At 48.3% G+C, this 22,860-nt stretch carries 16 protein-coding genes and 1 other annotated feature; all 16 genes read right to left on the reverse strand.

From position 1 onward, the window contains the following. Positions 1-3: 3 nt before the first annotated feature. Positions 4-1,380, reverse strand: a complete 1,377-nt coding sequence (locus NYE45_RS23420; RefSeq protein ID WP_340014201.1) for a folylpolyglutamate synthase/dihydrofolate synthase family protein — start codon at positions 1,378-1,380, stop codon at positions 4-6. Between the two features lie 77 nt (positions 1,381-1,457). Further along, on the reverse strand, positions 1,458-4,124 hold the full coding sequence (locus tag NYE45_RS23425; protein ID WP_340014202.1) for a valine--tRNA ligase: 2,667 nt from the start codon (positions 4,122-4,124) through the stop codon (positions 1,458-1,460). A 60-nt stretch (positions 4,125-4,184) separates the two neighbouring features. Further along, positions 4,185-4,466: a binding site (T-box leader), on the reverse strand. A gap of 155 nt (positions 4,467-4,621) precedes the next feature. Beyond that, positions 4,622-6,163 (reverse strand): LysM peptidoglycan-binding domain-containing protein, encoded by a 1,542-nt coding sequence (locus tag NYE45_RS23430; RefSeq protein ID WP_340014203.1) that lies wholly within the window; start codon positions 6,161-6,163, stop codon positions 4,622-4,624. 199 nt (positions 6,164-6,362) lie between these two features. After that, complete coding sequence (locus tag NYE45_RS23435; RefSeq protein WP_340014204.1) at positions 6,363-7,262, reverse strand: RluA family pseudouridine synthase; 900 nt, start codon at positions 7,260-7,262, stop codon at positions 6,363-6,365. Continuing rightward, entirely contained in the window at positions 7,259-8,563 is a 1,305-nt protein-coding gene (gene hemL / locus NYE45_RS23440; RefSeq protein WP_340014205.1) for a glutamate-1-semialdehyde 2,1-aminomutase, read from the reverse strand. The genes NYE45_RS23435 and hemL overlap by 4 nt, the downstream gene beginning before the upstream one ends. 21 nt (positions 8,564-8,584) lie before the next feature. Next, the gene (hemB, locus tag NYE45_RS23445) at positions 8,585-9,586 is read right to left on the reverse strand and encodes a porphobilinogen synthase (RefSeq protein WP_017692601.1); all 1,002 of its coding nucleotides are present in this window, start codon (positions 9,584-9,586) and stop codon (positions 8,585-8,587) included. A gap of 212 nt (positions 9,587-9,798) precedes the next feature. Continuing rightward, positions 9,799-11,361, reverse strand: coding sequence for a uroporphyrinogen-III C-methyltransferase (gene cobA / locus NYE45_RS23450; protein WP_062837809.1), 1,563 nt, complete (start codon positions 11,359-11,361; stop codon positions 9,799-9,801). Positions 11,362-11,365: 4 nt separating this feature from the next. Next, positions 11,366-12,322, reverse strand: coding sequence for a hydroxymethylbilane synthase (hemC, locus tag NYE45_RS23455; protein ID WP_340014208.1), 957 nt, complete (start codon positions 12,320-12,322; stop codon positions 11,366-11,368). Between the two features lie 2 nt (positions 12,323-12,324). Further along, the gene (locus tag NYE45_RS23460) at positions 12,325-12,975 is read right to left on the reverse strand and encodes a bifunctional precorrin-2 dehydrogenase/sirohydrochlorin ferrochelatase (protein ID WP_340014209.1); all 651 of its coding nucleotides are present in this window, start codon (positions 12,973-12,975) and stop codon (positions 12,325-12,327) included. A 5-nt stretch (positions 12,976-12,980) separates the two neighbouring features. Then, complete coding sequence (ccsA, locus tag NYE45_RS23465) at positions 12,981-13,769, reverse strand: cytochrome c biogenesis protein CcsA (RefSeq protein WP_340017428.1); 789 nt, start codon at positions 13,767-13,769, stop codon at positions 12,981-12,983. A 53-nt stretch (positions 13,770-13,822) separates the two neighbouring features. After that, positions 13,823-15,208, reverse strand: a complete 1,386-nt coding sequence (hemA, locus tag NYE45_RS23470; RefSeq protein WP_340014211.1) for a glutamyl-tRNA reductase — start codon at positions 15,206-15,208, stop codon at positions 13,823-13,825. A 502-nt stretch (positions 15,209-15,710) separates the two neighbouring features. Further along, the gene (locus NYE45_RS23475; RefSeq protein ID WP_340014213.1) at positions 15,711-16,298 is read right to left on the reverse strand and encodes a non-ribosomal peptide synthetase module; all 588 of its coding nucleotides are present in this window, start codon (positions 16,296-16,298) and stop codon (positions 15,711-15,713) included. 266 nt (positions 16,299-16,564) lie between these two features. After that, complete coding sequence (gene yihA / locus NYE45_RS23480; protein WP_062837814.1) at positions 16,565-17,224, reverse strand: ribosome biogenesis GTP-binding protein YihA/YsxC; 660 nt, start codon at positions 17,222-17,224, stop codon at positions 16,565-16,567. A 155-nt stretch (positions 17,225-17,379) separates the two neighbouring features. Then, the gene (gene lon, locus NYE45_RS23485; protein WP_339166969.1) at positions 17,380-19,719 is read right to left on the reverse strand and encodes an endopeptidase La; all 2,340 of its coding nucleotides are present in this window, start codon (positions 19,717-19,719) and stop codon (positions 17,380-17,382) included. Between the two features lie 86 nt (positions 19,720-19,805). Continuing rightward, complete coding sequence (gene lonB, locus NYE45_RS23490; RefSeq protein ID WP_062837816.1) at positions 19,806-21,560, reverse strand: ATP-dependent protease LonB; 1,755 nt, start codon at positions 21,558-21,560, stop codon at positions 19,806-19,808. A 167-nt stretch (positions 21,561-21,727) separates the two neighbouring features. Beyond that, the gene (ispG, locus tag NYE45_RS23495; protein WP_017692591.1) at positions 21,728-22,825 is read right to left on the reverse strand and encodes a flavodoxin-dependent (E)-4-hydroxy-3-methylbut-2-enyl-diphosphate synthase; all 1,098 of its coding nucleotides are present in this window, start codon (positions 22,823-22,825) and stop codon (positions 21,728-21,730) included. Positions 22,826-22,860 lie beyond the last annotated feature (35 nt).

The raw sequence follows: 22,860 nt of genomic DNA on the forward strand, positions 1-22,860 counted from the left end.
CTTTCACCAACCTTTTTCAGAATCGGTTTGATGCAAAAGGGCTGCCCGCACATCCGCAATCAGGTACAGTGTGCCGGAGACCACCCCCAGATCTTCCGCTTCCGTCCGTGACTTCAATAGATCAAGTGCCTTTGCCCATTCGGGCTCGACGATGATTTCCAGCTCCTGCTTCGCAATGGCGGGACGTACCCGTTCGACAATTTGCAGCAATTCGGCTGCATCCATTTTGCGTCGGAAATCTGGCTCGGTCAGGATCAGCGTATCCACTAGTGGCAGTATATGCTGCAAATACGCTTCGTGATGCTTATTCGCCAACATACCCATCATCAAAATTAACTTGTTGTGAGGATATACATCCATAATGCTCTTGGCCAGTGACTCAGCCCCCTCCGGATTATGTGCTCCATCGAGCACAATTCGGGGTTCATCGACGACTTTTTCGAATCTCCCTGCCCAGAAGGCATTCTCCAGTCCAAGTGCAATATCGTTGTCATCCAGCATAAACGCCATGTATTGTCTGAGCAATTCAAGCACCATCAGTGCAGCCGCTGCATTGTCACATTGGTGTGAGCCCTGCATGCGGATGCGAACGTCCAGGTCACGAAACGGTCCTGTAAAATGAAAAGATTGTCCGCTCTCATTGCTGTCCAGTCTATGATAAGAGAAACGATCTCCAGCCAAATACACGGTTGATTGAAGCTGCTGTGCTTTATCCTGAATTACCTTCACAGCTTCGGGTTGAGTCGCGCAGGTCACCACAGGTACTCCCGGCTTGATTATGCCTGCCTTTTCTCCAGCAATCAGCTCAATCGTATCTCCCAGCACATCCGTGTGATCCATACCAATGTTGGTGATGACGGACACAACAGGTGCAACAATATTCGTTACGTCCATCCTTCCCCCTAGCCCCGTCTCCCATACCACAACGTCAGGGTAGCACTCTTCTGCATAATACAGAAGCGCGAGAGCCGTGGACACCTCAAACATCGTTGGTGATCCAAGCGGAGTGGAGGCCATTTCCATGACCAGTGGACGTAACCGGTTCGAGAGCTTAAGCAGAATCTCTTCGGGAATATCCTCACCGTTGTATTGAAAACGGTTCGTAAACTTGGTGATATAAGGCGACGTAAAGGTGCCCACATCGTATCCAGCCTGAAGAAGCACTGACGTCAAAAAAGCGCAAGTCGAACCTTTGCCGTTCGTTCCCGCGACGTGAATAAATTTGAGACGTTGGTGTGGATTGCCTAACATGGACATCAGACCCTCGATTCGTTCCAATCCAGGTCGGATGCCAAAAGGAATAAGGCCATTGATCCAGTCCACGGCCTCGTCATACGTAAGTAAAGGAGCTGCTGCATCTGTCCCGTCTAATTCCGTCATCTGATTCACCTTCGGTCCCGAGTTTGATTGAAAAAAGCGGCCGGATGGCATACTAGCTCTCCATCCGACCAGATATATTAACCTTTCAGTTCCTTGATTCGTGCAATCACTTTATCCCGTTTGTCGGAATAATCTGCTTGCTTGGCGCGCTCTTCCTCAATAACCTTGGCAGGAGCTTTAGCAACAAAGCCTTCATTCGCCAGCTTTTTCTCCACACGGAGTACCTCGCCCTCAAGGTTCTGCAACTCTTTCTCCAGGCGAGCCACTTCCTGTTCGATATCAATAAGACCTGCCAGCGGCAAGTATAGTTCTGCCCCCGTAATGATCGCAGTCATTGCCTTATCCGGTGAGCTTAGATCCAACCCGCTATCGAACTCGGACGTATTACAGAAACGTTTGATGTAATGGCTGTTACGCTCAATGATGCTGGACGTCTCAGCACTGTTTGCTTTGACCATCAATTCGATTTTTTTACTCATCGGCACATTCACTTCTGCACGAATGTTCCGAACTGCACGAATGGTATCCATGAGCAGGTTCATCTCGGCAACAGCCTCTGGGTTCTCAAGAGCAGGATCATAAACCGGCCAAGATGCCAGCGTAATCGTCTCGCCTTCATGCGGCAGATGCTGCCAGATCTCTTCGGAGATGTATGGCATGAACGGATGAATCAGGCGCATGGTCTGATCGAGCACATAAGCCAGCACGGATTGCGTTTTTTTCTTGGCAACCGGATCTTCGCCATAGAAGGACAGTTTCGCAAACTCAATATACCAGTCACACAGGTCATCCCAGATAAAGTTATACAATACACGGCCCGTTTCCCCAAATTCATACGCTTCGATTAGACGCGTAATATCACGGGAAGTTTCGTTCAGACGGTGCAAAATCCAATAATCCGCTGTACCAAGCTCTCCGCTAATGTCACGTTCCTCATAGGTGAATCCTTCCAGATTCATCAATGCAAAGCGCGAAGCATTCCAGATCTTGTTGGCAAAGTTACGAGCCTGCTCCACCCGTTCCCAACGGAAACGCAGATCCTGACCTGGCGTGCTGCTGGTTGAGATCATGTAACGCATTGCATCTGCGCCGTATTTCTCAATTACATCCAGCGGGTCTACACCGTTACCCAGTGATTTGGACATTTTGCGTCCATCGGCGTCACGAACAAGACCATGCATCAGCACATCCTTGAACGGAATCTCATCGGTGAATTCCAATGCCGTGAAAATCATACGTGCAACCCAGAAATATATGATGTCATACCCTGTCACAAGTACACTTGTCGGATAATAACGTTGCAGATCTTCCGTATCCTCCGGCCAGCCTAATGTGGAGAACGGCCATAAACCGGAGCTGAACCACGTATCGAGTACGTCTTCGTCCTGTCTCAGCTTGCGCCCAGCATTCTCTGGCAGCGTCGTCGGATCTTCAGCAGATACGATGATTTCACCAGTCTCCTCATCATACCAGGCCGGAATACGATGTCCCCACCACAGTTGACGGGAAATACACCAGTCACGAACGTTCTCAATCCAGTTCAGATAGGTTTTCTCAAAACGATCTGGAACAAAATTAACTCCTTCGCCGCTCTGTTGTTTCTTAATCGCTCTCTCTGCAAGTGGCTTCATCTCAACGAACCACTGTGTAGACAGATACGGCTCAACAACAGCTCCGGTACGCTCACTGTGTCCAACCTGATGCGTGTGATCCTCGATATTGATCAATACGCCCTGCTCTTTCAAGTCAGCAACAATCTGCTTGCGGCAGTCACTGCGATCCAATCCCTGATACTTGCCAGCCTCTGCATTCATTGTGCCGCTCTCATCCATTACCGTAATTTGAGGCAGATCATGACGAAGACCGACTTCAAAGTCATTCGGATCATGCGCAGGCGTAATTTTAACTGCACCACTTCCGAACTCTTTATCCACATAATCATCAGCGATAATTGGAATTTCTCGTCCGATGATAGGCAGTACAAGTACTTTACCAATCATATCTGCATAGCGCTCATCCTTCGGATGAACAGCAACTGCGGTATCGCCCAGCATTGTTTCAGGACGCGTCGTTGCCACGGTAACGTAGCCACTTCCGTCTTTAAGCGGGTAACGCAGATGGTACAAGTGACCCTGAACCTCTTTATATTCAACCTCAATATCAGACAGCGCTGTCCGGTTCACCGGGTCCCAGTTAATGATCCGTTTGCCTCGGTAAATAAGGCCTTTTTCATACAGTTGAACAAATACTTTGCGAACCGCTTGGGACAGACCTTCATCCAGCGTAAAACGTTCACGTGAGTAGTCAAGCGACAGTCCCATTTTGCCCCATTGTTGACGAATGGTAGTAGCATACTGATCTTTCCAGTCCCATACCTTCTCCAGAAACTTCTCGCGTCCCAGATCATAACGAGTCAGACCTTCTTCACGCAGCTTCTGCTCCACTTTGGTTTGGGTAGCAATACCTGCATGGTCGGAACCCGGAAGCCACAGTGCATCATAGCCCTGCATCCGTTTCGTGCGGATTAGTATATCCTGCAGAGTAAAGTCGAGCGCATGCCCGATGTGCAGCATCCCGGTCACATTCGGGGGTGGAATTACAATTGTATACGGCTCGGCATCTTTACGTTGACCGGCTTTGAAATATCCACGCTCCATCCAGGTGGAGTACCATTTGTCCTCTGCCGCCTTAGGATCGTAAGTGGTCGGCATTTCTGTTGCAGCTGATTTTTTTTCCTCAGACATGTGTCATTCCTCCGTTACTTCATCATCTTCGCCAAAAAAACAAAAAAAACCTTTCATCCATCAAAGGACGAAAGGTTAGCTTTCGCGGTACCACCTTTGTTTCACGCCGACAGCAAGATAGACTTCACCCTCTGTACATGACGTGACACTTCAAGCAGATAACGGCTGCTACCGGCCCATCCTACCTCAGAAATAAATGATGATACATCTCATTCATCCCTTGTATTCAAACAGGCAACTCCCGGGCGACTTCGATCAGTTGGTTCCTGCGGAATCTCACAGCGTTGCAATTCCACTCTCTGAAAGGTCATACTGTCTACTACTCCCGTTCCACGTTGTTCTTCAAAAAACCTACACACATCATACCTTGCTCGTGCGCGATAGTCAACCTGACAACAGCGGATAAAGAGCGCTGGAATGCAGGTTTGGGACGAATCATGCAAAAACCCGCAATCCTCAAGGGGATCACGGGCCATAACGAAGGTTTTAACTGCGGATTAAGGGATGTACAATATCTGACCTTCTTCCACAACCTGCTCAGATAATCGGTTATACAACTGAAGTTCCCTCGTGCTCAATTGATATCGATCTGCAATGGCATCCAGTGTATCTTCTCGCTGAACGATGCAAAGTTTCACCTTGCGGAATGGGGTCTGGTCCACGATCGTTCCCAGGAACAGGTTCTTCCATTCCACATCATCAGCTGGATACGTTTCTTCCTGTACCACACCCGCAGGAACCTCATCGCCTCGCTCCACTTCAGCATCGCGTGCCGCTCTGCCGGAGGATAACAAGGAAGAGATACCTACGCCCTCCTCTTGCCGTGGTGCAGATTCTTTTTTGCTGCCAAAAGCAACCTTCAGCTCCGGCTTGTCTTCCGTCTCAGCCACAGGTTCAGGAACAAATGCTTCGTTCTGCACGAACTCGTCTACCCCAGTCGCTTCAAAAGACGGCCGGTCTTCCTCAGCGTTGCCAGGTTCGGACGAAGCGAATACCCCCTGCCAGTTCTCCGCCTGTGGTTCAACCGGAACATCGGCAACTGCCTGATTCTCCTGCTGAGGTACAGATCGGGCTGATTCGAAGTGCCATACATCCGGTGCGTCCGGTACATCTGGTGCTGCCAACTCATTAGATGATTGTGCAGGCACCTCAGAGGCTTCTTGATCTAAGCTTCTCAGGTTTGCAGGCAATGCATCCACAGAAGGCTCGGACCATGCAGAAGACTCTTCCTCCAGAGGCAGCAATGGTTCCGACTCAGGATAAGAAGCTAGCCGATCAGCGGTCTCGGCCATAAATGACGAGATGGGAGAAGGTTCGCTGTATTGCTCATGGGATGCCAATTCATCTCCATTCGCTGCCAGAGATGCAAGATCTTCGTTTGCATCAGGTTGTCTGTTTTCATTAGCGTACTCCGCACTTTGCTCCTCGGACTGAAGTGGCTCGGCCGAAGACGCATTCGCATAATCCTGCAAGTTAGCGAATTCCGGGGCACCGTATGCAAGTTCTGCTGCATTCGCAAGTCTCTCTTCCTCACTCCGCTGGAGCAGATACTCTTGTGCAAATGCATTGGGATCGATGGCGGGCTGTTCTGCTTCCTCGGAACGATTGGATTGCTGAATGTCAGGTGAGTGAACAACTGTAAACTCATCTGCCGACCATACTTGAGGCTCCTCAACCGGAAAACCCTCGATGCCTCGCAGTGATAACACGCCTGTAATGTTCAGACTGCGATTGGATAACAGATCCACGTCAAAATTTTCGATCTCGATGGAAATATCATCAATCGATCTGACTCGGTTCAGCGGCACCGTGATCTCCACGGGAATGAAATGTTTGAGCTCCTCTGAAGCCTCATTCTCTCCTCTGTACGCACCTGTAAGTAAAAGATGTCCTCTTAACGTGGCATGATCATCCTGTCCTATGACTTGAATGCGCGGGTATAGTTCAATTTCCTCCAATTCCTCAATTGCAGGGACTCCCTCAGACAAATGAACGCGCTCATAAATATCGAACCGCAAACCATAAGGTTGATTCAACAAAGGTGGCGTCCTCCTTTCGGCATATGTTCACCATGATCCTTCTCATGGGACTGATCCATGGTCCAAATCCTTCGTTACCCCATCTATATGCCTTGAATGAGATGAGCATGCCACCTTTTGAAAAACCTTGCTATTTAAAGCGAAATAGAGAATGTTGCACCTAGCCACTTCGATGACAGAATAACCTTCTATCAATAAATTAACTCTCTCGCTCTGCCAATTGTGTGAAATCGGATGGCCAAGGATCATTCACTTCAATCACGGCTCCAGTTAACGGATGGCTAAACTTAAGCACCTCTCCGTGAAGTGCCTGTCGCCCAATGACATCCCTTCTCCCACCATACAACTCGTCACCAATAAGCGGATGTCCTACATAACTCAGATGTACGCGAATTTGGTGTGTTCGTCCTGTATCCAGCTTTAATCGTACAAGGGTCGCTCGTTCCCACACTTCGCCGATTTCCACATGGGTAACCGCTTCCTGTCCACCCTCCGAAACACGTCTGCGCTGTTTGTGATGTCTATCCTTGCCAATCGGAGCATCAATTTTGTGGAGTTCAGGGGATAATTGTCCCCCAGCAATGGCTACATAATGGCGACCAATCTCTTTGCGGCGCATCGCTTCATCCAGTTTGGCGAGGGCAAAAGCATTTTTGGCATACAGGACAGGCCCGGTTGTATCCTCATCCAGTCGATGAACATGGCGTACGCTCGCCTGAATTCCGTTCATTTCATAATACGAGGCGACCGCGTGATCCAGCGTGATGGCCTGATCAGCACGGCTTCCATCCGGATGCAGTTTCATGCCTGCCGGTTTGTGCATAACCAGACAAAAATCATCCTCATACAGTACATCCACCTCAGCCCAGCGTGGCTCAACATCGATTGGCTGGGACGCAAAAAGGGCCAGCCGAAGCCGGTCCCCTGCGAGTTGTATTCCTCGGTTTGCTTTAAGCTGACGGAGCAGTTTCTCCGGAAACTGAAGCTCAGACAATAGCCACTGCTCTGCGGCCATCGGTTTGTCCGAACTGCCTGTTACGGCTTTCCCTGGCATCAGCTCAAGCCATTCCCCGCGGCGTTTCCAACTTTTGATGGTCATAGCGATTGAAGAGCCTTCCGGTTCGCCTCGATTGTATCGTCAATATCCTGCTCCGTGTGCACACCAGAGACAAACATGCCTTCGTATTGCGAAGGCGCAACACTCACACCTTGATCAATCATGGCCGCAAAATAACGACGGAATTGATCCAGATTGCTTTCTTTGGCAATATCATAATTGGTTACGGGAACGGCACTGAAGAATGGACAAACCATGGAACCGACACGGTTAATGGTTATCGCAACACCCGTCTCAGCTGCATTTTTCTCAAAGCCGGCTTGCAGACGTGCGGACAGTGTCTCCAGACGGTCATAGACCTCTGGTGTTAACAATTTGAGCGTCGTATATCCTGCGGCCATAGCCAGCGGGTTCCCGCTCAGTGTACCTGCCTGATAGATCGGTCCTGTTGGAGCAATCTGTTCCATCAGATCCCGGCGACCACCATAAGCACCAACCGGGAGTCCGCCTCCGATAACTTTACCCAGACAAGTCAGGTCAGGCGTAACCCCAAACCGTCCCTGAGCACAGTTCAATCCTACGCGGAAACCGGTCATAACTTCGTCAAAAATAAGCAGGCTGCCATATTGCGTCGTCAAACTGCGCAGGCCTTCAAGGAAACCGGAAGCCGGAGGTACAACGCCCATGTTACCCGCCACAGGTTCCACAATAACAGCTGCCAGTTCTTCCCCATAACGTTCAAAAGCAAGCGTCACGGACTCCAGATCGTTATAAGGTACCGTAATGGTATTCACAGCTACGCCTTCAGGCACGCCCGGACTATCTGGCAGACCCAGCGTTGCAACACCTGACCCCGCCTTGATCAACAAGCTGTCCGCATGTCCATGATATGATCCTTCAAACTTCAGAATTTTACTGCGTCCGGTTACCCCGCGTGCCAGTCGAATGGCACTCATTGTTGCTTCCGTACCGGAATTCACCATCCGTACGATATCGATGGAAGGTACACGCTCACAGACCAGTTTCGCCATCTCGGTCTCCAGCAAAGTCGGCGCACCAAAGCTTGTTCCTTTCAGAGCTGTCTCACACAAAGCTTCTACAACATCAGGATGTGCATGTCCCATGATGAGTGGACCCCACGATCCCACATAGTCAATAAAAACATTGCCATCAATATCGTAGATTTTGGACCCTTCGCCACGCTCTGCATAGATCGGGGTAAGTCCCACCGATTTGAATGCGCGTACAGGGCTGTTCACACCCCCGGGTATGTACTGCTTCGCTTCTTCAAATGCGCTGCGTGAGCGCTCATCATTACGACGATTACCTTGTTGTGCAGTCATGAGTATCCTCCTTAATCTAATTTATTTCTCAGCCAACCAGCGGGAGGCATCTTTTCCGTAATACGTAATAATCATATCTGCACCTGCACGTTTCATACTGAGCAGAATTTCCATCGCGACTTTCTTCTCATCGATCCAGCCTTGAATCGCCGCTGCCTTCACCATGGCATACTCGCCACTTACATTATAGGCAACAAGCGGAAGATCGAATTGATCCTTAATGGTGCGCATGACATCCAGATACGAAAGGGATGGTTTTACCATCAACATGTCCGCTCCTTCGAGCACATCCGTTTCGGCTTCGCGCAAAGCTTCACGTGCATTGGCTGGGTCCATCTGATACGACTTGCGATCCCCGAATTGCGGCGTTGAATCTGCAGCCTCGCGGAATGGGCCATAGAATGCGGAAGCATATTTTACAGAATAGGACATGATCGGAATGTGACTGAATCCATTCTCATCCAGCCCGGCACGGATCGCTTGTACAAATCCATCCATCATGTTGGATGGTGCAATAATGTCCGCTCCTGCTTTGGCTTGGGACACCGCTGTTTGCACGAGCAGATCCAGTGATTCGTCATTTAGCACATCACCGCAGATGTGACCGTCAATTTCCACGGTGTGTACCATACCACAGTGACCGTGATCCGTGAATTCACACAAACATGTATCTGCAACAACCAGCAGCTCTGGATACCAGGATTTGATCAATCTCGTCGCTTCCTGCACAATGCCATCTTCAGCAAAACCAGATGAACCCACACTGTCCTTCGTCTCCGGAATACCAAACAATAGCACCGCTGGAATTCCAAGCTCGGCAATTTCCGTTACTTCCTCCTGTAGACGATCCAACGAGAAGCGGAACACGCCAGGCATCGACTTGATTTCGGATTTTACATTTTCTCCATACGTCACATAGATCGGTTGAATAAAATCATCTACGGTGAGATGGGTCTCTCTGACCATATTGCGAATACCTGTGGATTGGCGTAAACGGCGATGCCGTACAATAGGAAAACTCATATGTGTAAAACCTCCCTGAAAGTTAAATAGAGCAAAAAGGGAAGCGCACTGGTATCCTATCGATTTCAGCACGCTTCATATGTTGACTTATTACATGGATCAATTTCATAACTCGATTTCGTAACTAAATATAGACAAATTGAAGCGTTTTGATCTATATCTAGCCTTGATTGAAGCAGCTAAAGGTATTATGAAATTGATTCCCATGTGTATTAATTCCGAAGGACGCCTTCTTTGGTGCCTGTCCGTTTCCAGTCGCAAAGAACGGTGATCAGGCTATCCATCGTTGCTTCCTCTGCCATCAGTGTAACATGTAGTCCAGCGGCCTCTGCCGTCTTCGCTGTAACAGGTCCGATACAAGCAACCTCCACATTTTTCAATAAAGGCAGTGGATCCTGCAATCCCATCCGTTTCAACATGTTCATGAAGTTGGTAACCGTCGATGAACTTGTAAAGGTCACCGCGTGAATACCCCCTTCTTCAAGCAGCTTAAGCAGTTCGTCATCATCCTCACCAGCAAGAATCGTATCATAAATTATAGCTTCAGTGACTTGAAGTCCTCGTTCTCTCAACTGGTCACGTAACCACGTACGGGCAAGATCGCCGTGCGGAAGCAATACTTTCTGACCTTCCTTCAGTTCACTTTCAAAAGCCTCAAGCATGCCTTCGGCCTGGAAAGGACCTTTGACAACCTCTGCAACGATGCCATGTTTGCGCAAAGCATCTGCTGTAGAAGGTCCTACGGCAGCAATTCTCGCTTGATGAATCGAACGAATGTCTTTGCCTTCCTGTTCCAGATGACGGAAGAAAAACTCCACCCCGTTCACACTTGTGAAAAACACCCAGTCATACGTATTTAAAGCACTGAGGGCGTCTTTGACACTTTGCTGCGCAGATTCACTGGACGGCATAACGGTCTCAATGACCGGAAACTCATACGGTTCGCCGCCGAGTTCCTCAATACGATTCACCAGTTCACTCGCCTGACTGCGAGCACGTGTCACCAGAATTCGTTTGCCAAACAGCGGAAGCGCTTCTGCCCATTTCAATTGTTCCCGTTGATTCACGACATCCCCCACCACAATAACAGCTGGCGGTTGGAAATTGGCTGCGATCACTTTCGCCTCTATATCTTCAAGGGTACCTGTAATGGTATCCTGTTCCGCTCGTGTTCCCCAACGAATTAGAGCTACTGGTGTTTGCGCTGGACGACCATGACGAATCAATTGTTCGCTGATATATCCAATTTTGGCAACCCCCATCATAAATACAAGTGTGCCCGTTGCATTCGTCACTTTATCCCAATGGATGCTGCGATCAAGCTTGTCCGGACTCTCATGCCCCGTAATGATAGAGATAGAGGACGCATAGTCACGGTGAGTCACAGGAATTCCGGCATATGCAGGTACACTTATTGCAGCTGTAACTCCAGGTACAATCTCAAACGGAATTCCGTTTTTGTGCAGTAAATCCGCTTCTTCGCCCACGCGTCCAAAGATAGTTGGATCGCCACCCTTAAGCCGAACTACAACCTTACCTTCCAGAGCCAGATCAACCAACAGTTGATTGATCTCTTCCTGTTTCATCGTATGCCGATCGGGGCGCTTGCCCACGTAAATCTTGACCGCACCGGGTTTCATCTGTTTTAACAATCTCGGACTTGCCAAACGATCATAGACTACAGCATCGGCTTTACCGATGGATTCCCATCCTTTTACCGTAATTAGCTTCGCATCCCCAGGACCTGCTCCTACCAAAAAGACCTTTCCCACCATGTCTTCATCCCCTAACTTCTGCCAGTATCTGCTCTGCTCCCCGTTCAATCAATCTCCAAGCCACTTCTTCTCCCAGACGAACTGGATCTTTGCCAGTCAGAGCTTCCTTAAGAATCAGTCCACCATCTGGCGTGCCAACCATACCTGTTAATTGTAACGTGTTTTCTCCATTCAGGGAATCCGCATCTTCCTGAGGCAGCCATACCGCATGAGCACCAATTGGAACCTGACAGCCCCCATTGAGTACACTGAGAAAACGGCGTTCCGCCTGTACAGGAAATGCTGTCTCCGGATCGTTATACAGCTGCAACAAGTGCAATAGCTCCTCATCGTCTTCACGACATTCGATACCAAGCGCGCCCTGACCCACGGCCGGAAGACAAGCTGTTTCGGTCAAGTACTCGGTAATCCGGTCTTCCCAGCCCATTCGATACAATCCTGCCGCAGCCAAAATAATTGCGTCGAGTCCTTCAGTCTCCAGCTTCCGCAGACGGGAATCAATATTGCCGCGAAGCGATTCCAATTGTAAATCTGGGCGATAGGCCTTCAATTGACTGGATCGGCGCAGACTGCTTGTGCCGACTCTCGCTCCTTCTGGCAATTGATCGAGAGTAAGTCCACCATTGGAAATCAGCGCATCCCGTGGATCTGCACGCCGGGGAACAGCACCATTAATTAAACCTTCGGGTAACTCGGAAGGCATATCCTTCATACTGTGCACGGCCATATCAATGGTATGATCAAGCATCGCCTGTTCAATCTCTTTGACGAACAAACCTTTGCCTCCCACTTTTGACAACGTTACATCCAGAATGAGATCTCCCTTCGTAACAATCTTATGTACTTCAAAGTCAAAAGCTAATCCTTCCCGCTCACAAATGTCGCGTAAATCCTGAATGACATGACCTGTCTGGGTTAACGCAAGCGCGCTCTGTCTACTACCAACTTTAATTGTACGCATATCTACACTTCCTCCTGATTACGGGATATCCAATCTCCGATTTCTTCTTCGGTCCACCATCGGAAATGGCCTGTACGAATATCTTCTAATATGTTCATTTCAGTTAATTGTCGGAGCAACGTGCTTCTGAGACTCGGAGACGATACGCGTGACTTCACTTCAGTCCTCATCTGGTGCAAAAACTCCAGATACGTCTCATACTCATCACCGAACTGTTGTTCAAGTGTAGCACGTATCTCGGCGGCGGCTGCCGGCCCCGCTCCTGCTGTGGATATCGCTATGCTTAATCTCCCACGCCTTACCACGCTTGGCGTAATAAAGTTGCTGTGCTCGGAAGACATCGCATCATTCACCAGTATGCCCGCGGCCTCAGCCTCCCGAACCACAGTTGAATTGACCTCTGAACAGTCAGTCGCTGCATATACGAGAAAGGCCCCCCGCAAATCTCCATTGCGGTAGGACCGGTCTATCCATTGAATTCGGGATTCATGATGAAGTTGTTTTAATACGGGAGTAAGCTCCGGACTAATGACCGTAATCTGTGCCTCGGCATGCAGCAATCCCTTTATTTTACGTTCGGCAACACGTCCACCACCAACCACGCAGCACTTCTTGCCTGAAGTATTCACAAATATCGGCGTATAGCGGTCCATCCCCTTCACTCTCCCGTCCAACGATGAAACGCTGAATACGCATTGGATAAAAAACTCATAATGACAAATCCGTATCCGATCAGTGTCCATCTTGCCATAATAATCGTTGAGAACTGTTTCCTTCTCTTGGATACGAAGTAACCCACATAGATGGCTATAGCAAGACCTGTCGCAATAACTTTGAGATCCAAAAGCAGTGTCCAGCGTGTTTCCGCCACAATGGATAATATGGCAAGCATCACAGAAACACCAAGGAGCGGTGTACCGATCAAAGTAGCACCATCCATGTATTTGCCGATCACTTCCAGACTCGGCATCCGCCGCATCGTATCATTCCACTTTTTTTTCTTCAGCTTGTGATGCAGGAACAGATATAACAAGGCAAATACCGTACCAACGGTTAACGCCGCAAAACCGAGATTTGCCAAGGTAATATGCATAATAAGTAATCCATGTACAGTTTGCCAATTGTGCAGTGATATCTCTCCAGCCGTGAACCAGAGTCGGTTCAATACAGTTACGGAAAAACCAACAACATTCAGCAACAGAATCACAAATTCAGAACGCTGGATGCGAGTCATGGCAAGAGACATCAGCACGATACTGAATGAAAAAATAAACAAAAAATCAAAGGTCGTATAGATTGGGAAATGGCCTTCGGTCCACATACGCAATATGACATGTGTTACCTGTAGCCCCCAAACAACAACAAGAAACCCTGTGCCTGTCCGCTTCGCCCCCGCATTACGTCGAATGCAGTCCGAGAAATAGAACAGTAGGCTCAGGGCATACATATAAATTAGAGCTTCATAGACTTGTTCAGCAAGGGTCAAGCTGCCCACCCGCCTTATACGCCTGCCGGAGCATAAGCCGGCACGGGGTCTTGCCGGTTTTCGTTAAGGTGAGCGGCTGGTTTGCCCAGAGCCGTGGCATCACTCTGATTTACTTTTTCAGCAGCCGTCTCTACTGCATCTTCCAGAGCAAAAATCTGAGTAAACATGCGCAGAGCTTCATCACCTTGCTTCGTACCTGCCATTTCTTTGATCCGGTTAATCGGATCTGTTGTCATTTGATTCACAATACTCTTGGTCAAACGACGAATGACTTTACGTTGATGTTCATCGAGCTCAGGCAGTTTATTGAACAAGCTATCCATCGTTTCTTCATGAATGGAGACACCTTTTTCCTGCAAAGCACGAATGACGGGACGAACGCCCAACGTTTTGAGCCAATGGTAATAATCCTCCATCTCAAGCTCAATCATTCTCTCGATCTTGGCAGCTTCCACCTTGCGCATCTCCAGGTTGCTCTCCACGATTCCTTCCAGATCATCAATATCGTAGAGGAAGACGTTGGATAATTCAGCAATCGCCGGATCAATATCGCGCGGAACTGCAATATCAATCAGGAACAATGGGCGTGATTGACGACGCTTCATACTCTCCCGTACCACTGCTGCATCCATGACATAACGTTCAGCCCCAGTGGAACTAATCACAATGTCAACTTCATTAAGTCGCTCTAATGCCTGTTCCATGGTACAAGGTGTTCCCCGGAACTTGGCTGCCAACTCTTCGGCTCTTGCGAGCGTACGATTTGCCACGATGACTTCGGATGCTCCGTTGGCATAGAGATGTTTCACGGTCAGTTCACTCATCTTGCCGGCACCCAAAATCAGTACCTTCTTGTCTGTGAACATGCCAAAGATCCGCTTGCCCAGCTCAACAGCAGCATAACTGACGGATACGGCGCTCTCCCCGATGGAAGTCTCCGAATGTGCCCGTTTGCCCAACGTAACTGCCTGTTTGAACAGCATATTAAACCAAGTACCTGTTGATTTCTCTTCCTGAGCTTTAAGAAAAGCCTGTTTCACCTGTCCAAGAATCTGAGTCTCACCAATGACCATGGAGTCTAGTCCGCAGATCACACGGAACAAATGGCGCATGGCTTGATCATCTTCATATATATATAAGTGTTGCGTAAATTCTTCCCGTGGTACATTAAACCATTGTTCCATGAATGTTCGAATAAAATAACCACACATGTGAAGACGGTCTACCACAACATACAACTCGGTACGGTTACATGTGGCCACGATTACACCTTCCAATACACTCTTGGTCAGCTTGAGCTGCTGCAGCGCTTCAGACAAGTCCTTTTCTGCAAATGTGAATCGTTCCCTAACCTCTACAGGCGCCGTGCGATAATTCAAACCAACGACAACGATGTGCATTGCAAGTTCACCTGCCTAATAAATTTCCAATCAAAGTGCTTACTGCATATGTCTATCCATTTATGATTGACATGGTTAATTATATCACACATCATAGCCGTGACCGGGTCATTTTTATGAAATGTTTATGAAATCACCATGTTCATCATCATATGCACTGTCATTTATTGTAGTGTCTCACCAAAGTTCACCGTTATGCGTTAAAAAGTGCTTAATATGAATATTCATAACGATTCGGATATTTAAAACAAATAGCCATGGAATTATTCCATGACTATTAAAATTTGGGATGTTATGGGATGGATCGAGATTAAAAATAACATTGAATCAGAGTGAAATCAACCCTTTTCCAGAAGATTGTAAAATAAATATGTTCAATTCGGAATATTCGATCTCTCATCAAAAAATCCCCTGCAACCTCCACATTGGCGAGTGCCACTACCCGGAAGAAACAAGGGGATCTCATTACATTCATATACGTGTATAAGCATACACTTTCGGGTTAATAAGCCTCAAGCTCAAACAACCGTTTTTGATAACGTGCAAGGGTCTCATCAATTTGATGGAGCTGATCAGCAGTCGCATCTTTTCTAGTGTCCAGCAGTGAATCAATCTCCGCATACACACGGTTGATTTCGCGTTCTACATCTCTGGCCTGGAACAGATGTTGCAATTCAAGCAACGTATTTTTGTATTCATAGATCACTCGGGTGTTCTCCCCGGTCTTCTCCACAATTTTACGGACAGTGCCTTGAGCATACACATACGTCATGGTGAACCCTTTATAGATCCGATGAACGACCCCGTCACCCTTAAAAGTCATAAAGAGCTTCCGGACAACGTTAGTCAGATGCAGATTCACCAGGCGGCAAGATAACTCACAGATATAAAACCCTTCTATGCGGTCAAAAGGGAAATGAACTTCTTCTCCACTGACATCCCCCAGCACAACCTCCTGACACCCATTGTCCAACACCTTCACCCGATGATGGAGTCTGCCGTCTTCTGTCATGCGCAAAAACTGATGCATCTGGGGTTCTGACAATTTGATAGTGGCCTTGACGTACTCTGTGGCTAACCGCTGAGCCATACAAATCCCTCAATTCTTTCCCGATTGTTTTGCCTTCCTGCACATGTAGCAGTCATCTCAAAATTCTTCAGGCCGGCAAGACCGGTATTTTGGTACTGTTGGCAATATGCACCTATGCTCATTATACACTACCATAACGCTAATTCGCTCCAGACCCACATGATGAATTCTCACGAAATTCCATAAAAAATCGGATCAATCTTGATCTTATCAACGATTCACTTAGCATGCTCACTTTCCTGCACTCAAACGGTATGATATCTCGGTTATCCGTTAATTCCGTTGGTTTCTTTCTCTTCAGAAGCATTCTCTGCATCCAGTACTTCTGGTGCATACTTATCTATGCGGGCATGGCGGGTAATGATGTCCCATAACTCTTCTTTTCCCAATCCCTCTTCGGATGAGAACGGTACAAACAAATCCCCTGAGCGAAGACCCAGTGATTCCTTGATGACTTTGATATGTTTGGCTCTGCGTGTTTTTGGAATCTTGTCCATCTTGGTTGCGACTACAACCAAAGGCAGTCCGTTATGACGAAGCCATTCATTCATCATCTTGTCATCCTTGGATGGCTCATGTCTCATATCCACCATCTGCATAACCAGTTTCAATTCCTCACGTCCGAGCAAGTATTTCTCCATCATTTTACCCCAGGCAAAACGCTGCTCTTTAGAAACTTTGGCGTAGCCATACCCTGGGAAATCGACGAAGTAGAGATCCTGATTAATTTTATAATAGTTCAGTTGCTGCGTCTTACCCGGTGTTGAGCTTGTCCGAGCCAGATTTTTACGATTGATCAAACGGTTGATTAGGGAAGATTTCCCCACATTGGAGCGTCCCGCCAAAGCAATCTCTGGCAGACCGTCCTCAGGGTATTGTTCAGGCCGAACGGCACTGATAATAAATTCAGATTGATTTACTTTCATATTGTATCTTTCCTCTCTTGAACGCTGTGCTAAGCATAACCTGTTGATGGTATTATGCCATGGATTGTTCTATCATACCAAAAAAACCGTTCCAGCGGACGCCGAAGCCTCCGCAGAACGGTCTACTCTTCATACGAACCTTTCGGATATGTGGATTACAGGTGAATTCCTGCCTGCTCAACAAGTGCATGCTGCAGCACCTGATCCATATGGGCTACTGGGACAAATTCCACATCTTCCTTGATGCTGTCTGGAATGTCACGCAGGTCCCGTTCGTTATCCTTAGGCAATAATATTTTTTTATAGCCGGCACGATGCGCTGCCAGTGATTTTTCTTTCAGACCACCAATCGGCAGTACACGCCCACGCAACGTGATTTCACCAGTCATGGCGATATCCTTCGAAACATGTTTGTTCGTCAAGGCTGAGATTAACGCTGTTGCCATCGTAATCCCCGCAGATGGGCCATCCTTCGGAATCGCTCCTTCCGGAACGTGGATGTGGATATCGTTCTTCTCATGGAAGTCTGGTGCAATCCCGAGCTGCGTAGCTTTGGAACGGGTGTAGCTGAATGCGGCTTGAGCCGATTCCTTCATGACATCCCCCAGTTTACCTGTGAGGGTCAATTTACCTGTTCCAGGTACGACAGTCACTTCAATGACAAGAGTATCTCCACCCACTTCAGTCCATGCGAGACCGGTTACGGTACCAATCTGATCTTCCAGCTCGGCCATGCCATAACGGAACTTGCCAGGTCCAAGGTAGTCTTTGACCGCATCTGATGTGATGTTGATCTGACCTTCCACACCGGATACGATGTTCTTGGCCGCTTTCCGGCACAACGAAGCCATCTGCTGTTCCAGATTCCGTACACCGGACTCCCGTGTATATTCACGAATTACACGCAACAGCGCGTCATCCGGGATCTCCAGTTGCTCTTCTTCCAGACCATGGTCCTGCTTCTGTTTGGGCAGCAAATAGTTTTTCGCAATTTGCAGCTTCTCCAGCTCCGTGTAACCAGGGATGTTGAGCATTTCCATCCGATCCAGCAAAGGACGCGGAATGTTGTGTACGGTGTTGGCAGTTGTTATAAACATAACGTTGGATAAGTCAAACGGCAATTCTACAAAGTGATCACTAAACGTATTATTTTGTTCCGGATCAAGCACTTCAAGCAGTGCTGCGGAAGGATCTCCGCGGAAGTCTGAAGCCATCTTATCAATCTCGTCCAGCAGGAATACCGGATTGAGTGAACCTGCCGTTTTCATCCCCTGGATGATACGCCCAGGCATGGCGCCTACATAGGTACGTCGGTGACCACGAATCTCCGCTTCATCCCGCACGCCACCAAGAGATATTCTTACAAACTCCCGACCTAGCGATCTCGCGATCGAACGGGCAAGTGATGTTTTACCGACCCCTGGAGGTCCAACCAGACAGAGAATCGGCCCTTTGAGCTTCTTGACGAGCTTCTGGACAGCCAGATATTCAAGCACACGCTCTTTGGGCTTTTCCAATCCGTAATGATCCGCATTGAGCACATCCTCGGCTTTTTGGATATCCAGATCATCTGCTGTCATCTGACTCCAAGGAAGGCCAAGCAGCCAATCCACGTAGTTGCGAATCACTCCACCCTCGGCTGAACTTGCAGGCATTTTCTCCAGTCGATCAATTTCTTTCTCGACCTTTTCTTTCACCTTGTCCGGCAAGCCGAGTTCTTCCATCTGAGTGCGAAGTTCCTCGACCTCACCCGCACGGCCTTCTTTTTCACCCAGTTCTTTCTGGATCGCTTTCATCTGCTCGCGCAAATAATATTCCTTCTGCGTTTTCTCCATCTGTTTCTTCACACGTTGGCTGATCTTACGTTCAAGCTCCAGAACTTCACGTTCGTTGTTCAGGATGTCCAGCAATTTCTCCAGACGTTCCCGAACGTCGATGGTCTCCAGAATTTCCTGTTTATCCTTGATCTTCAAGGACAGGTGACTTGTGATGACATCGGCCAGGCGCCCCGGTTCTTCGATGTCGGACACTGCTGCAAGTGTCTCGGGTGTCACTTTTTTGGACAGATTAATATAATTCTCGAACTGGTTCAGAACGGTACGCATCAAGGCATCCGTCTCCGGATGAGTGTTCTCCTCTTCAGGCAGTTCTTGTGCCAGCACTTCGTAATATTCCTCGTTGTCCGTATATTCAATAATTTCAGCCCGTTCCAAGCCTTCCACGAGTACACGAATCGTACCGTTCGGAAGCTTCAGCATCTGTCTGACCTTGGCCACGGTTCCGATTCTGAAAATGTCCTCTTGTGTTGGTTCCTCAATATTTACTTCGGCTTGGGAACATAGGAGAATCAAATGTTCTTCTACCATCGCTTTTTCTAAAGCCTTGACCGATTTCTCCCGGCCCACATCGAGATGCAGTACCATACTCGGGTAGACGAGAAGTCCTCTTAAAGGCAGTAAAGGAAAACGACGACCTTTCGCTTTGCTCGGTCCCATCGCTTTCGCACCTCCAATGGCTCTCAGGTTGTAGTCATTCATTATTCTATCAAATGTTCACATAAAAAACCAATGAAGGGAAGCGCTTAGCAGCTTCCCGAATCTGTAACCTGTCCTGGGCGAGGCACGTCAGCACGCAAATAGGAAGCAGATGCCGGTGGAAAAATCTCCGTTGCAGGTGCAATCGCCTCATCTGCGAGCTTCGTTTGTTCCATCTGTTGCGATTCCGGAACCCAGGCGAACACTTCACGGAATACGTCCTGTACCGTATCTACCGGAATAACGCGCAAGCCCTCCAGATTCTCAAAAATGGACTGCCAGTTCTCCGCCGGAATAATAACGGTCTTCGCTCCTGCCTGAAAAGCAGCCTCCACCTTGGCCAGTACGCCACCAATGGGCTTCACCCGACCATGGATACTGATCTCGCCAGTCATCGCTGTCTCATGATCCACAGGGCGTCCCTGAATGGCTGATGTAATGGCAGTCGCCATGGCAATCCCGGCGGATGGACCATCAATAGGCGTTCCGCCCGGGAAATTCACGTGTAAATCGTAATCATTCGGACGAATACCCATGGCTTTTAATACGGTTAACACATTTTCAACCGAGCCTTTAGCCATACTTTTTCGCCGGAGTGTACGTGAACCGCCTCCAATCTCTTCTTCATCCACAACCCCTGTAATGTTGATTCGGCCTTGATCTTTGAGAGCCGGAACAGCAGACACTTCGATTTCCAAAATGGTTCCCATATTCGGTCCGTATACCGCCAAGCCGTTAACAAACCCCACCTGCGGCTGTGAAGGGACCTTGCGATCAGGCCGCGGCTGAATCTGGCTGCTACCAGCCACCCACTCCACATCGGACGCCTGGAGTGTCTCACGTTTCTCTGTTAGCGCAAGCCCAGCAGCGAGCTGGATGATATTGACCGCTTCACGTCCATTGGTTGCATATCGCTTGACCACATCAACGGCATCCGGACATGGACTGAACCCAATTTTCTGCACAGCGTCTTCTGCAATTCGCCCGATCTCCTCAGGCAATAAAGGACGGAAGTAGACTTCCATGCAGCGGGAACGTAAAGCTGGTGGCAGTTCATGAGGCGAACGTGTCGTTGCTCCAACAAGGCGAAAATCGGCCGGCAGGCCATTTTGAAAAATATCGTGGATATAAGCAGGAGTATGCGTGTCTTCCGAGTTATAGTACGCACTCTCCAAAAACACCTTGCGATCCTCCAGCACTTTCAACAGCTTATTCATCTGAATCGAATGCAATTCACCAATTTCATCAATAAAAAGCATTCCCCCATGCGCTTTCGTGACAGCGCCCGGTTTCGGTTGAGGAATACCTGCAACGCCCATGGCTCCTGCTCCCTGATATATCGGATCGTGGACCGAACCAATTAAGGGGTCCGCAATACCACGCTCATCAAAACGGGCTGTTGTTGCATCCAGCTCCGTGAATTTCGCGTCTGGCTTGAAAGGAGAAGATGGATTCTTCTTGGCCTCTTCCAACACAACCCTTGCGGCAGCTGTCTTCCCGACTCCGGGAGGGCCATAAATAATAACATGTTGCGGATTCGCACTGCATAATGCAGCTTTAAGGGCACGCAGCCCGTCTTTTTGCCCAACAATATCGTTAATGGTAGCTGGACGCGTCTTCTCCGACAACGGCTTGGTGAGTGAGATTGAACGCAGCTTGCGCAGCTTCTCCAGTTCCTTGCGCGATTCTCGCTCAACGGCACTGCGGTTCGTTTTCTGGCCACGTAGCAGGTTCCAGAAATACAAACCAATCACCACTCCAAAAAATAACTGAATCAACATGATGACCATACCAAATTCCATGTCTTCACATCCTCCTATTTTGTCGCTATTCTCATATGAGATCATGCTAATACTTGGTAGTATAGCCTTTTCAACGCGACGTAAACGGGCGATGCGGAATTTGTATGCTAGAAAATAAAAAGCCCACCATCGCTGGCGGGCTGTTACGAAAACTAGATATGAATCAATCAGTGCGAACGACCAGGAATAACACCTGTCTCTTCATAGGCTTCGACGATTTTGTCGATCTCTTTTTTCAATTCCTCAACCATGATTTCTTCAGGCACTTTACGAATCATCTTACCATGGCGGAACAAGAGACCTTCTCCACGAGCACCGGCAATGCCGATATCCGCTTCTTTGGCTTCACCTGGACCATTAACTGCGCAACCCAGCACCGATACTTTAATCGGCACCTTAAGTTTGGAGATATACTCTTCCACTTCGTTGGCAATGGAGAACAGATCGATGTCCAAACGTCCACACGTCGGGCAGGAGATCAATGTAGCTGCATTCGTAATGAGTCCAAAGGTTTTGAGCAAATCACGAGCAACCTTAATTTCTTCCACCGGGTCCGCGCTGAGCGAGATCCGCATCGTTGAACCAATCCCCATGGACAGCAAGGCTCCCATACCTGCAGAGCTTTTGATCGTACCGGAGAAGAGTGTACCTGCTTCGGTAATCCCGAGATGCAACGGATACGGAATAATTTGAGCTGCTTTGGTATAGGCTTCAATCGCCATCGGCACATCCGATGCTTTGAGGGACACGATAATATCATGGAAATCCAGTTCTTCCAAGATACCAATGTGATACAATGCACTTTCTACCATAGCATCAGCTGTAGGATACCCGTACTTCTCAAGCAGATGGTTTTCAAGTGAACCTGCATTTACCCCGATCCGAATTGGAATACCGCGGTCTTTACAAGCCTTAACTACTTCTTCGACTTTAGCACGTTTACCAATATTACCTGGATTGATCCGCACTTTATCAATGCCGTTCTCAATTGCAAGCAATGCCAGCTTATAGTTGAAATGAATATCTGCTACGAGCGGTATGTTAATGCGTTTTTTGATTTCCTTGATAGCTGCAGCAGCTTCCTCATTATTCACCGTTACACGTACCACTTGACAGCCGGCTTCTTCCAGTCGCAAAATCTCTGCAACCGTTGCCTCAACGTCTGCCGTTTTGGTTGTACACATACTTTGAATAATGACTTCATTACTGCCACCGATCGTTACGTTTCCCACTTTCACGGGACGTGTATCTTGTCTTAAATACATGAGTGATTTCTCTCCCCACAACGTCAAAGCTCCAC

The organism is Paenibacillus sp. FSL K6-1318 (assembly GCF_037976905.1).
GTDB classification, from domain to species: Bacteria; Bacillota; Bacilli; order Paenibacillales; family Paenibacillaceae; genus Paenibacillus; species Paenibacillus amylolyticus_A.

Bases quoted from the DNA above. Each gene is read 5' to 3' on its own strand.
- hemL (WP_340014205.1), bottom strand. From the start codon at position 8,563: ATGACTGCACAACAAGGTAATCGTCGTAATGATGAGCGCTCACGCAGC.
- yihA (WP_062837814.1), bottom strand. From the start codon at position 17,224: ATGAAAGTAAATCAATCTGAATTTATTATCAGTGCCGTTCGGCCTGAA.
- hemC (WP_340014208.1), bottom strand. From the start codon at position 12,322: ATGCGTACAATTAAAGTTGGTAGTAGACAGAGCGCGCTTGCGTTAACC.
- cobA (WP_062837809.1), bottom strand. From the start codon at position 11,361: ATGGTGGGAAAGGTCTTTTTGGTAGGAGCAGGTCCTGGGGATGCGAAG.
- NYE45_RS23460 (WP_340014209.1), bottom strand. From the start codon at position 12,975: ATGGACCGCTATACGCCGATATTTGTGAATACTTCAGGCAAGAAGTGC.
- ccsA (WP_340017428.1), bottom strand. From the start codon at position 13,769: ATGTATGCCCTGAGCCTACTGTTCTATTTCTCGGACTGCATTCGACGT.
- hemB (WP_017692601.1), bottom strand. From the start codon at position 9,586: ATGAGTTTTCCTATTGTACGGCATCGCCGTTTACGCCAATCCACAGGT.
- lonB (WP_062837816.1), bottom strand. From the start codon at position 21,560: ATGGAATTTGGTATGGTCATCATGTTGATTCAGTTATTTTTTGGAGTG.
- hemA (WP_340014211.1), bottom strand. From the start codon at position 15,208: ATGCACATCGTTGTCGTTGGTTTGAATTATCGCACGGCGCCTGTAGAG.
- lon (WP_339166969.1), bottom strand. From the start codon at position 19,719: ATGGGACCGAGCAAAGCGAAAGGTCGTCGTTTTCCTTTACTGCCTTTA.
- NYE45_RS23475 (WP_340014213.1), bottom strand. From the start codon at position 16,298: ATGGCTCAGCGGTTAGCCACAGAGTACGTCAAGGCCACTATCAAATTG.
- ispG (WP_017692591.1), bottom strand. From the start codon at position 22,825: ATGTATTTAAGACAAGATACACGTCCCGTGAAAGTGGGAAACGTAACG.
- NYE45_RS23435 (WP_340014204.1), bottom strand. From the start codon at position 7,262: ATGACCATCAAAAGTTGGAAACGCCGCGGGGAATGGCTTGAGCTGATG.
- NYE45_RS23425 (WP_340014202.1), bottom strand. From the start codon at position 4,124: ATGTCTGAGGAAAAAAAATCAGCTGCAACAGAAATGCCGACCACTTAC.
- NYE45_RS23420 (WP_340014201.1), bottom strand. From the start codon at position 1,380: ATGACGGAATTAGACGGGACAGATGCAGCAGCTCCTTTACTTACGTAT.